The 11,960-nt window shown below is 64.9% G+C and carries 10 protein-coding genes; 8 read left to right on the forward strand and 2 right to left on the reverse strand.

All coding sequences use genetic code 11. From position 1 onward, the window contains the following. Nucleotides 1-21: 21 nt before the first annotated feature. Genes ACVIHF_RS08515 through ACVIHF_RS08525 form a run of 3 tightly spaced genes read left to right on the forward strand, consistent with a single transcriptional unit; the run spans nucleotide 22 to nucleotide 1,991 of the window. Complete coding sequence (locus ACVIHF_RS08515; RefSeq protein ID WP_057020285.1) at nucleotides 22-579, forward strand: carboxymuconolactone decarboxylase family protein; 558 nt, start codon at nucleotides 22-24, stop codon at nucleotides 577-579. Between the two features lie 4 nt (nucleotides 580-583). Beyond that, a complete protein-coding gene (locus ACVIHF_RS08520) occupies nucleotides 584-1,447 on the forward strand; it encodes an SDR family NAD(P)-dependent oxidoreductase (RefSeq protein WP_253609443.1) in 864 nt (287 codons plus the stop codon). Nucleotides 1,448-1,463: 16 nt separating this feature from the next. Then, complete coding sequence (locus ACVIHF_RS08525; protein ID WP_092079822.1) at nucleotides 1,464-1,991, forward strand: VOC family protein; 528 nt, start codon at nucleotides 1,464-1,466, stop codon at nucleotides 1,989-1,991. Nucleotides 1,992-1,996: 5 nt separating this feature from the next. Here the strand turns inward: ACVIHF_RS08525 and ACVIHF_RS08530 are convergent, their stop codons facing one another. Beyond that, nucleotides 1,997-2,989: a LysR family transcriptional regulator gene (locus ACVIHF_RS08530; RefSeq protein WP_253609441.1), complete on the reverse strand. Its 993-nt coding sequence runs from the start codon at nucleotides 2,987-2,989 to the stop codon at nucleotides 1,997-1,999. 91 nt (nucleotides 2,990-3,080) lie between these two features. Here ACVIHF_RS08530 and ACVIHF_RS08535 point away from each other — a divergent pair, with 91 nt between their 5' ends. From ACVIHF_RS08535 to ACVIHF_RS08555, 5 genes are all read left to right on the forward strand, one after another. Then, nucleotides 3,081-4,106: an ABC transporter permease gene (locus ACVIHF_RS08535; RefSeq protein ID WP_225163682.1), complete on the forward strand. Its 1,026-nt coding sequence runs from the start codon at nucleotides 3,081-3,083 to the stop codon at nucleotides 4,104-4,106. Nucleotides 4,107-4,176: 70 nt separating this feature from the next. Continuing rightward, nucleotides 4,177-5,202, forward strand: coding sequence for a sugar ABC transporter substrate-binding protein (locus ACVIHF_RS08540; RefSeq protein ID WP_028331499.1), 1,026 nt, complete (start codon nucleotides 4,177-4,179; stop codon nucleotides 5,200-5,202). A 294-nt stretch (nucleotides 5,203-5,496) separates the two neighbouring features. After that, nucleotides 5,497-7,629: an ABC transporter permease gene (locus ACVIHF_RS08545; RefSeq protein WP_309144977.1), complete on the forward strand. Its 2,133-nt coding sequence runs from the start codon at nucleotides 5,497-5,499 to the stop codon at nucleotides 7,627-7,629. Next, complete coding sequence (locus ACVIHF_RS08550; RefSeq protein ID WP_253609439.1) at nucleotides 7,629-8,750, forward strand: SMP-30/gluconolactonase/LRE family protein; 1,122 nt, start codon at nucleotides 7,629-7,631, stop codon at nucleotides 8,748-8,750. The genes ACVIHF_RS08545 and ACVIHF_RS08550 overlap by 1 nt, the downstream gene beginning before the upstream one ends. Nucleotides 8,751-8,761: 11 nt before the next feature. Beyond that, nucleotides 8,762-10,297 (forward strand): sugar ABC transporter ATP-binding protein, encoded by a 1,536-nt coding sequence (locus ACVIHF_RS08555; protein ID WP_092079835.1) that lies wholly within the window; start codon nucleotides 8,762-8,764, stop codon nucleotides 10,295-10,297. A 399-nt stretch (nucleotides 10,298-10,696) separates the two neighbouring features. Here ACVIHF_RS08555 and ACVIHF_RS08560 read toward each other — a convergent pair whose 3' ends face one another. Then, nucleotides 10,697-11,665: an IS4 family transposase gene (locus tag ACVIHF_RS08560; protein ID WP_310885498.1), complete on the reverse strand. Its 969-nt coding sequence runs from the start codon at nucleotides 11,663-11,665 to the stop codon at nucleotides 10,697-10,699. Between the last annotated feature and the right edge of the window lie 295 nt (nucleotides 11,666-11,960).

The raw sequence follows: 11,960 nt of genomic DNA on the forward strand, positions 1-11,960 counted from the left end.
AGAACAAGGGAGAGGACACGCGTGGCAAGACTGCCCCTGATTGATCCGGAGACGACGAGCGGAGAGATCCGCGCCTCATTCGACCGCATGCCGGTCAAGCTCAACATCTTCCGCATGATGGCCCATGCCGAGGCCAATATGATCCCGGCGATGCGGCTCGCCAATTCGATCCTGCACAAGCAGAAGCTGTCGGCGGTCAACCGCGAGCTCTTGATCCTGCAGGCCGCGCAGCTCGAGGGCGGCGCCTACGAATGGCGGCAACATGTGCCGATCGCGCTCGGTGTCGGCGTCACCCAGGCGCAGATCGATGCCGTCGAGCGCGGCGAATACGACGATGCTGCACTCAACGCAGCCGAGCGTGCGCTGCTTCGCTTCGGCCGCGAGGTGGTCGAGAAGGTCCGCGTCGGCGATGCGGCCTTTGCCACGGTGCGCGAGCATTTCAGCGATCAGGAGATCGTCGAGACGATCGTCGCGCTCGGCTTCTACATGATGATGGCGCGGCTGACCGAGGCGACCGAGACCGATCTCGATCCGGCCGCCGGCATGGCCGTGTTCGAAGGCGGCAAGAAGCGGGATTGACGAGATGTCGGAGATTTCGCAAGAGGCCAATAAAGACACGAAGCCGGAGCGCTATGTCCGTCCGCTCTGCGCGGAATCGGCCGGCACCGCGCCGGGCAGGGGGCGGCTCAACGGCCGCCGCATCCTCGTGGTCGGCGGCGGCCAGCGGGTGTTCGATGCCGCGACCGATCCGATCGGCAACGGCCGCGCCATGAGCCTGCTGTTCGCACGCGAGGGCGCGCATGTCGCGGTCGCCGACCTCAACCGCGCCTCGGCCGAGGACACGGTTGCGCGCATCGCTGCTGACGGCGGCCACGCTTTCGCGATCGCCGCCGATGTCACCATGGAAGCCGACGTCATCAGGATGATCGACGAGGCGCATCGCACGATGGGCGGGCTCGACGGCATGGTGCTGAACATCGGTACCTTCGGCAAGACCGGGCTCGACAATGTCAGCGCGGAGGAATGGAACAGGATCTACGACGTCAATGTCCGCGGCCCGATGCTGTGCTGCCGCGCGGCCTTGCCGAAATTCGAAGACGGCGGCTCGATCGTGTTCATTTCCTCGATCGCGGCGCTGAAGGCGGGATCGCAGATGGCGGTCTATGATTCCTCCAAGGCCGCGCTCGGCGGCCTGATGCGCAACATCGCACACACGGGCGCGCGGCGCGGCATCCGCGCCAATCTGGTCTATCCCGGGCTGGTCGACACCCCGAACGGCCGCGAGGCCGGCGCGGGCCGGCCGTCGCGCGGCAAGGGGCATATCCCGTTCGGCCGTCAGGCGACGGCGTGGGAGATCGCCTATGCGGTGCTGTTCTTCATGTCGGATGAAAGCGTCTATGTCACCGCGCAGACGCTCGCGGTCGACAGCGGGCTCAGCGGTTTGTGAGCGGCGGGGAGGGCGCATGAGCGCATTGTTCGGCAAGGTCTGTCAGAACGGCTACGTCGTTCGCGACATCGATGCGGCGCTGAAGTTCTGGACCGAGACACTGCGGGTCGGGCCATTCTTCCTGATCCCCTCGGTCAAGGTCGATTGGTTCCGCTATCGCGGCGTGGACTCCGCGGTCGAGATGTCGATCGCGCTGGCCAATTCCGGCGATCTGCAGATCGAGCTGATCCAACAGCGCAACGACGCGCCGTCGATGTATCTGGATTTTCTGGCGCGCCACGGCGAGGGCCTGCAGCACATGTCGTACTGGAGCACGGACTACCAGTCGCTCTATGACCGCGCCGTCGCGGCAGGCTTCACGGTCGGTCATGAAGGCCAGATCGGCGGCCCCAAGGGACGCTTCGCCTATTTCGACACCGCCGGCCATGCCGGCACCGTGATCGAGATCTCAGACATCTCGGGATCGAAGGGGCGGTTCTTCGAGAAGATCAGGACCGTGGCCGCGACTTGGGACGGCTCGGACCCGATCCGCGTGGTGGGCTGACGCGGCTATTCGGCGGCGAGGCTGGCCGGCGCCGGATATCCCACGCGGGGCCGCATCTTCGCGCGCCCGTTCCTGCGGCCGAACTGGCTGCCGGCCAGCAGCGCCGCCGCGGCGCGCAACTGCTCGCGCAGCCATTGATTGGTGGTGTCGTCCTCGGCGGTGGCGTGCCAGTAGAGATAATTGACGTGCGGACTGATCGGGAACGGGCAGGGGAAGCACTGCAGCAGCCCGGGATCTTCCAGCACGGAGGCGGCGCTCTCCGAGGCGGTCAGCAGCATGTTGCTGCGGCTCACGACATGGCAGGCGGTTGCGAAATTCTGGCAGGTCAGGCGAACAGTGCGGGTCAGGCCGAGGCGCTGGAGCTGAAAATCCTCGAACGACAGCCCGCTGCGCCGCGACGTCACGCAGACATGCTCCATGCGCAAATAAGCCTTCTTGTCGAGCCGGCTGCCGAGCTCGGGATGGCCGCGCCGCGCGAACACCGCGATATGCTCGGTCAGGATCTGCTCGCGCCGCACCTCCGCCGACAGCGGCAACAGCGTATCGATCGCGACGTCGAGGGTGCCGGCGGCAAGCTCGCGCTCGAGATTGTTGCGCTCGCTGCGCACGGTGGCGATCTCGACCAGCGGCGCCACGGTGCTGATCCGGTTGACCAGCGCGCTCAGCATCGGTGCCTCGAGATTGTTGCGCAGCCCGATCACGAACCGCTTCGGCGTCTGCGCCGGATCGAACCGGTGGGTGTGGGTCAGCGTCGTCTCGAGGCCGTTGAGCGCCTGGCGCACCGTGGTGATGATCTGCCGGGCCAGCGGGGTCGGCGTCATCACGTGGTTGCGGCGCACGAACAGCGGATCGTTGAACATCGCGCGCAGCCGGCTCAGCGCATGGCTTACCGCGGGCTGCGTCAGGTTGAGGCGGAAGCAGGCGCGGCTGACGCCGCCCTCGGAATAGATCGCGTCGAACACGACGAACAGGTTCAGATCGACGTCGCGTACATGCATGGAAATGATCAATCCGTATCCGTCGAATGCATTTGACGAATACTAATCGGCACTCTTAAAGTCTCAAGCAAAATAATACCTGGAGGAAACGATGAGCGTGCAATCGCCATCGCGCGGCGTTGCTGTCCCTGCGGCATCATCTCGCCTGGGCGCAATGTTTGCGAAGCCGAGCCAGGAGCAGATCGTGCTCCTGATCACCATCGCGCTCCTGATCGTGTTCGGCCTGACGCTGAACGGCTTCGCCACCGTCTCCAATCTCCTGAATTTGTTGCGGAGTATTTCCATCCTCGGCGTGCTCGGCCTCGGCATGGGGCTGATCGTGATCAGCCGCGGCATCGACCTCTCCGAGGTCGCGATCATGGCGGGTTCCTGGGCGATCGCTTTGATCTACATGCAGAACGGCATGCCTGTTTTCACGGCAGTGCTGCTGGCGCTGGCGGTCGCGGTGCTGATCGGCGTCGTCAACGGCGTGATGGTCGCCTTCGTCGAGGCGCCGGCGCTGTTCGTGACGCTGGCTGCCGGCTTCGTGATCTATGGCCTCGCCTTCTGGATCGCGCCGGCCTGGGTGGTCTATGCGCCGAAGGATGCGCCGGGCCTGATGTATCTCGGCGCCGGACGGCTGTTCGGCATCCCGGTTCCGATCCTGGTGTTCGCGGCCTGTGCAATCGCGATGCATTTGTTCCTGTCGCGCACCTCGATCGGCCGCTTCATCTATTCGCAGGGCGACAATCCGGAGGCCGCGCGGCTGACCGGCGTCGCGCTGCGGCCGCTGATCGTGCTCGAGCACGTGCTGGTTGCACTGCTCGCCTGGATTGCGGGCCTGGTCTGGGTCGGCACCACGGGCAGCATGCAGATGGCGATCACCCAGGGCACCATGATCTTCGACGTCGTGCTCGTTGTCGTGATCGGCGGCATCAGCCTGATCGGCGGCCGCGGCAGCGTGTTCAGCGTCGTGGTCGGCTGCATCCTGATCGGCACGCTGCTCAACGCCTTCACCATCATGGACGTCAACAGCGAGGTGCAGAACATCATCAAGGGCGTGGTGCTGCTGGCCGCCATCGTGCTCGACAACTGGCTGCATCCCCGCGACGAGGAGACCGCGCGGCAAGGGGACTGAGACGAGGCGACTGAGCCGGCCGCCGCGCCAAATAGATCAATCAAAAGAAATTGCTTTGTGGAGGGAGACGATGAAGACGACGACAAAATTCTGGACGATCCTGCTGGCCGGCGTGACGCTGGCCGCGATGCCGTTTGCGGCATCGGCGCAGGAGGAAGGCACCAAGACCGCGCGCGAGCTGCGTGCCGTCTACGACAAGGCGCTGCAGGGCAAGACGATCGCCTATCTGCCGATCGCGCTCGGCGTGCCGCTGTCCGACGAATGGGGCCGGGTGGTGCAGGAAGAGGCCGAGTGGCGCGGCATGAAGTATGTCGTGCGCGATCCCAACAACAATCCGTCGGCGATGCAGCAGGCCTTGACCGCGCTGGTCGATCAGAAGCCCGACGTGCTGATCGTGCAGAATCCGAGCGTCACGCTGTTGATGAAGGATCTGAAGCGCGCCGAAAGCCAGGGCACGCATGTGATCCAGATCAACATGTCCTCGAACTACAAGTCCGGCGCCTTTGTCGGCGCCGACTGGCGCGAGATCGGCAGGATGCTGGCGAACGAAGCCGTCAAGGCCTGCGGCACCGGCTCCGGCAAGTCGGGCAAGGTCCAGATCGTGCAGGGCGAACTGACCGCGGCCGCCAGCGTCGACCAGGTCGGCGGCATCATGGAGGTCTTGAACAAGGATCCGAACATCAAGGTGGTCTCGAACCAGGCCGCGAACTGGGACGCCAACACCGCGCTCAACGTCACCGCGACGGTGATCCAGCAGCATCCCGACCTCTGCGCCTCGATCGGGTTCTGGGGCATCATGGAGTCGGGCGCGGCGCAGGCGATCCGCAATGCCGGCAAGATCGACGATGTGAAGGTGTTCGCCTCCGGTGAAGGCTCGCAGCTCGATTGCGACCAGGTCAATTCGGGCAATTTCTACAAGTTCCTGAGCTACAAGGCGACCGAGCAGGGCCACGACCTGATGTTCGCCGCCGAGACCCTGTTGGTATCAGGCGAGAAGCCGGGCAGCCGCAATCTCGTCTATTACACGCGTCCGATCTGGCTCGATAAGTCGAACGCCTCGGGCGCTAACTGCTTCGCGCTACCCAAGAAAAATTAACAAGGCGCGGACAGCCGGCGCGGGGGGCATTCCCGCGCCGGCTGTATCAAAGAGCACGATCCGGCATGGTGGAGCCGGTTTTTCTCCGACCGACGCGCAGCGTTCACGGAGAGCGTGTTCATCAAGGGACGAGGTCGCGATGCGATGGCCGATCGCGTCATGACCAGGGCATGATCCGGGACGTGCAAGCCGGCTCTCCGCAAGATCGTGCGCGATCACGAGCACGATCCGGAAAAGTGGAAGCCGGTTTTCCGCAAGGTCGTGCTCAATCAAGAGGGTGCTTTGGCGATGTCGATGGCCGTTGATTCCTTTGCCGCATCGGTGCGGCGATTTTCACCCCGGCTCCTGCTGTCGGAGCTGTTGCTGAAACAGTGGTTCGAGCCGGTGGTTCCCTTCACCGTGATGATCGGGCTGTGGACGTACTTCGCGCTCACGATTCCCGACTACGCCTCGGTGCAGAACTCGGTGTCGCTGCTGCGGCTGTTCGCCGAATTCGGCTTCGTCGCGCTGGCGATGGGGTTCTGCCTCGTCACCGGCGGCATCGACCTGTCGGTCGGCGCGATCTTCGCGCTGTGCAACTTCGCGGCACTGTACTTCCTGCTTGTGCGCGAATGGCCGGTCGGCCTCGCCGTGCCGGCGACGCTTCTGGTCGGCGCGCTGCTCGGCAGCCTCAACGGCTTCCTGATCGGCTTCCTCAAGACGCGGCCGTTCCTGACCACGCTGGTGACGCTGATCATCCTGCGCGCCTCGGTCAACCTGCTCAACACCAGCTACGCTCAGGTGTTCGCGACCAACTCGGTCGAGAGCGACGCCTGGGACTTCATCGGCGGCGGCAGCGTGCTCGGCATTCCCGTCAATGCGGCGACGCTGTTCGTGGTGCTGTTGATCTGCCACATCTTCCTGTCGCGCTCGCGCTATGGCTGGCATCTCACCGCGATCGGCGCCAGCCGCAAGGCGGCGCGCCACGCCGGCATCCGCGTCCGCGTGATGCTGTTCATGACCTATGTGCTGTCGGGAACGCTGTGCGCGGCGAGCGGCATCTTCTACGCCGCGCGGCAAGCCTCGACGGATTCCACCACCGGCGTGGGGTGGGAATTCCAGGCGCTCACCGCCGTCGTGCTCGGGGGCGTGTCGCTCGCCGGCGGCAAGGGCACGGTATGGCGGGCGATGATCGGCGCGCTGATCATCTTCCTGTTGATCAACGGCCTCGTGCGGATGGGCATCCCGGGCTACGTCACCTCGGCGGTGACCGGCATGATCCTGCTCGCCGCCGTCGGCATCGATGTCAAATGGTCGAAGAACCGCGGCAAGGCGATCCAGAAGATCTATGTCAATCCGGCCTTCGTGCCGCTCGCCTCGGCGCCCGCGGTGCAGCCCGGCGCGGCCTCGCCCTACGCGCAGAACGACCGGCTGATCAATGCGCAGGCGATCGGCGTCGATCAGGTCGAGGGGCCCGAGGACGTCATCCTCGACCGCCAGGGCCGGCTCTACGGCTCGACCCGCGACGGCAATGTGATCCGCTTCTCCGGGCCGAACTTCGAGACCCGCGAGGTGTTCGCCCATATCGGCGGCCGGCCGCTCGGCATGCAGTTCGATCGCGATGAGAATCTGATCGTCGCCGTCGCCGGCATGGGCGTCTACGGCGTCGCCCCCGATGGCCGCATCTTCAAGGTCACCGACGAGACCAACCGCACCTGGTACAAGCTGAATGACGATTCCCGCCTGCGCATGGCCGACGACCTCGACATCGCGCCCGACGGCAAGATCTATTTCAGCGACTGCACCACGCGCTACGAGATGACCACCAACACCCTCGACATCCTCGAGGGCCGGCCGAACGGCCGTGTGGTCTGCTACGACCCGGCGACCAGGACCACGCGCACGGTGATCAACCACTTCTATTTCCCGAACGGGATCTGCGTCTCGCATGACGGCAAGTCGATTCTGATCGCGTCGACCTCGCTGTGCAAGGTGTTCCGCCACTGGATCGACGGGCCGAACAAGGGCAAGACCGAGGTGCTGATGGACGAACTGCCGGGCAACCCGGACAACATCAACCGCGCTTCCGACGGCACCTACTGGCTGGCGCTGGTCGGCATCCGCACACCGACCTTCGACCTTGCCGCGCGAAAGCCCGGCTTCCGCCTGCGCATGGTGAAGCAGGTGCCGACCGACGAGTGGCTGGCGCCGGCGCTCAACCATGGCTGCGTGCTGAAATTCAACGAGAACGGCGAGGCGCTGGAATCCTGGTGGGACCCGACCGGCATCTCGCATTCGACGTTGACGTCGATGCGCGAGCATCAGGGCTATCTCTATCTCGGCGGGCTCGAGAACAACCGGATCGGTCGCATCAAGCTCGACGGCGTCGACGACAGCTGGACCGGCTACGATGCCTATTGGGGCGCAAAGAGCAGGGTGACGAAGTAATGGGATTTTTCGATCATCTGCTGCGCGACATCCGCAGCGTCATCGACCGCGACGGCGGCCAGAACGCGATCCCGCCGCTCGACGGCGCGCTGAGCTCGAACGACCGGCTCGACACCGCCACACCGATCGGCGAGCCGTTGCCCGGCGTCGACGACGTGATCGACGCCGGCGACGGCACGGTCTATGTCTCGGCCGGACGCCGGGTGCTGAAGCTCGGCGGCAGTGACTTGTCGACACGTACGGTCGTCGCCGAATTCGAGGATGATGCCGGCGGGCTCGCGCTGCATCCGGACGGCCGCCTCCTGGTCTGCGTCGCGGGCAGGGGCCTTGCCGCGATCGATCCGGCGAAGCCCGATCCGCGCTGGCTGGAGTCCGTGGGCGGCAGCGCGCTCACGGGGCTGCTGTCGGTGACGGCGGCGCCCGATGGCCGCATCTATGCCGTCGAAGGCAGTAGCGGTCGCCGTCCAGGCGAATGGCGGCACGATTTGATGGAGAAGCGCGCCAATGGCCGGCTCATCAGCTGCGGCGCCGGCCTCGACAATCCGCAGGTGCTGCTGCGCGATCTGCCCTATCCTTATGGCGTGAGTGTTTCGGCCGACGGCAACAGCCTGTGGCTCACCGAAAGCTGGGCGCATCGCCTCAGCCGGTTCGCGCTTGGCGGCAACGGGCTTGGTCCGCGCGAGACCGTCGCCGCCAACATGCCGGGCTATCCGGCGCGGCTGCATCCGGACGGCCACGGCGGCATGCTGCTCGGCATCTTCGCCCGCCGCACCCATCTGATCGAGTTCGTGCTCAAGGAAGACGATTTCCGCGAGGAGATGATGGCGACGATGCCGCCGGATTACTGGGTCGCGCCGGCGCTCGCCGGCGGCAGCGATTGCCTCGAGCCGATGCAGATCGGCAGCGTCAAGGCGCTCGGTATCCAGAAGCCGTGGGCGCCGCCGCGCTCCTACGGTCTGCTGGTGCATCTCGATGCCGAGGGCGATGCGACCGACAGCCTGCACAGCCGCGCCGGCGGCCGCTTCCACGGCATCACCGCCGCCTGCGCCACGCCATCGGGCGTCGTGATCGCGGCGCGCGGCGCCGGACGCCTGCTGCGCCATACGGGAGAGCTGCGATGAATGACGGTGTGATGCAGGCGGCCCCCGGCGCCAGGACGGCAGAGAGCTCCGCAGCCCGCGAGCCGGTGCTGCGGATCACCAACGGCTCGAAGATCTATGGCGGCGTCCACGCCATCGAGGGCGTCAATTTCGACCTCTATCCCGGCGAGGTGCATGCGCTGGTCGGCGAGAACGGCGCCGGCAAATCGACGCTGTGCAAGGCGATCGCGGGCGCGATCCAGCTCACCTCCGGCGATTATCTGCTCGACGGCAAGCCGACAGGCTTCGAGCAGCCGCGCGACGCGCTCAATGCCGGCATCTGCATGGTCTATCAGGAGACCAGTCTGGTGCCGACCATGACCGCCGCGCAGAACATCGAGCTCGGCAACGAAAAGCTGCTGACGCGGTTCCGGACCCTGAACATCCAGGCCCAGCAGCTGCTGCAGTCGCTCAACTTCCACGTCGATCCGGCAACGCCGGTGGCGCTGCTCGGCACCGCCAAGAAGCAGATGGTGGAGATCGCGCGCGCGATCTACAACAAGGCGCGCATCATCATCTTCGACGAGCCGACCGCGTCGCTGACGCCGGAGGAGATCGTCCACTTCTTCCATCTGGTGCGCGACCTGCGCGCCCGCGGCGTCTCGATCATCTACATCTCGCATGCGCTGGAGGAGTCCCTGCAGATCGCCGACCGCATCACCGTGCTGCGCGACGGCAAGCTGGTGATCACGGCGCCGGCCAGGCAGCTCACCCGCGACGCGCTGGTGCAGCACATGGTCGGCCGCGAGGTGGCGCAGGCGGTCTATGGCGGCAAGGCGAAAACCCATCAGCGCCGCGAGAAGGTGCTGACGGTCGAGAACGTCACCATGGGCATGGCGGTCAAGAACATGTCGTTCTCGGTCTATGCCGGCGAGGTGGTCGGCATCGCCGGCCTGATCGGCTCCGGCCGCACCGAGATCGCCAAGATCATCTATGGCGCACTGAAGCGCAATCTGGTCAATGGCGGCACCATCCGGCTGCGCGGCAAGCCGATCCGCTACCGCGTGCCGCGGCAGGCGATCAATGACGGCATCGCCTACATCACCGAGGACCGCAAGGCCAACGGCTTCTTCGAGACCATGGTGGTCGACGACAACGTCTATATCGGCAGCCTCGCCACCGGAAAGGGCTGGAGCTTCCTGCTGTCGCGCGCGCGGCGTAGCAAGCTCGCCAGCTACTGGGTCGATCGGCTCAAGATCAGCGCATTGCAGCGCAAGGCCAGGATCATCGAGCTGTCCGGCGGCAACCAGCAGAAGGTGGTGCTGGCCAAGACGTTGGTGCAGGACCCCTCGATCATCATCTTCGACGAGCCGACGCGCGGCGTCGACGTCGGCACCATCCCGCACATCCACGGCGAAATCCGCCGCCTCGCCGACGAGGGCAAGGCGGTGGTGGTGATCTCGTCCTACCTGCCGGAGATCCTCGCGGTGTCCGACCGCATCCTGGTCGCCCGCACCGGCCGCATCGTCGCCGAGTTCGATGCGGCGGACGCGACGCAGGACAAGATCCTGTACGCCGCGGTGCATTGACGGCGCGTGCAGTGGGTAGATCCTCGGCGTAGGGCGGATTAGCGCAGCGCAATCCGCCGTCTTGCCACGCCTTCGACGGGCAAATCAGGGGCAACAAGTTCAGTGTCGTCCCGGCGCAGGCCGGGACCCATAACCACAGATCGTCATTGTTGTACGTCGCTGGAACGACGAGTCCCGCCGACAATATCTGCTGCGGCGTATGGGTCCCGGCCTGCGCCCATAGGCGCTAAGATAGTTTGATCATAGTCTGATAGTGGCGCTTATGTCTGGGTGGCTCGCGTAGATGTCGCCGGAGAGCGTGACTGGCTCTGCAGAGTAGAGCGATTGCGGGCTGTGGAATGATCGCTTGCCGTAGCGAAGCTACGAGCTGGCGCAGCAGACGCCACGTCACTGGGTGGGTCAGGCGGCGTCGGCCAAGCGGGGAGAGTCTTCGAGTTCGTCGACGAGCGGCTCGAGCAATAGAATGATCAGCAGATGAGCGAGGATATGGGGTCTGGCGGACCGCTCGTCGGTTCCGGGAGGTCCCTTCAGGCCAATCAGGCTTTTCAGCCGCTTGAAGCCGAGCTCAATGCGCCATCGCAGCCGATAGAGGGCGAGGATATCTGCAGTCGTGAAGTCCTCTGGCCTGAGTGAGGTCACCAGGATCACCCAATCTGCGGCGTCAAGTGTTTGCCTGGAGAGCTGATGACCTCCCTTTTGTGCAGTCCGGCGCGCCTTGCGTCGCGCAGCCGCAGCAGCTTGCGCCGGCTTCTTCGCGGCAACCAGACGCACTGCGAGCGGCGGCGCACCTGACTTGCGCTTTATCCAAATCGGCCGATCGATCAGGCCACGCGCCGAGGCGTTGCGCAGTTCGGCAGTGAGGTCAACAAGATTACCTTCGGCATCGAGCCAGCGCGCGCTCTTCCAGCCGGCCCGGATCACGAAGTCCGCATCGGCATCGACGAGATGCGCCATGCGCTCCGGTTGCAGATAGGCGCGATCGGCAAGACGGATCTCACCGGCAACCGCCGGTATCCGATCCAGCGTCTCGCCCGCTCGCTGATCGGTCAGTTCGAAGTGACCAAAGCGCTCCTGCGGAAGATCGAACGCGCTATGGATACGCCACACTGCGTTCTTGTTCCTGCCGCTCGTCCCAGCCTTGGGGACCGTCGTGGCGTCAACAATACGGATCAGACGACCGCGGCTCGCCTTCGGCGCCGCGGCGGCAAGCGCCTGCTCGACCAAGATTGCCAGCCAATCTCCGCACTGACGTAAGCGATACAACAGAGCCACGTTGGAGATATCGACAAGCCCAACCGACGTGGCCCATGCCGCCGTCAACCGCAGCCCTTTCTCACCAAGGCAATAAGCCAAGATCAGGCGCAGCAAGTCGACCGCATTGCTGATCTCCCGCGGACGGACAAACGCCTTCGTCTTGCGCGCGCTAATGTTCAGAGCCTCGGCTCCGCCAAGTCGGGCGACAACGCGCGCCCAATCTTTGTTCACAAGCGATTCGTGTGCCATTCCATCTTGGAATCACAAGCGAATCCAAGGCGCAAATCCTATTTTAGCGCCTATGGGCCTGCGCCGGGACGACAGCGTTGGGTGGGGCGCCAACTCCCTTGACAATTATTTTAAGTATAAAATATTATCCCTTGTCGGCTCCAGGGGGAACACGCCTCGT

The organism is Bradyrhizobium sp. USDA 4506, assembly GCF_054058795.1.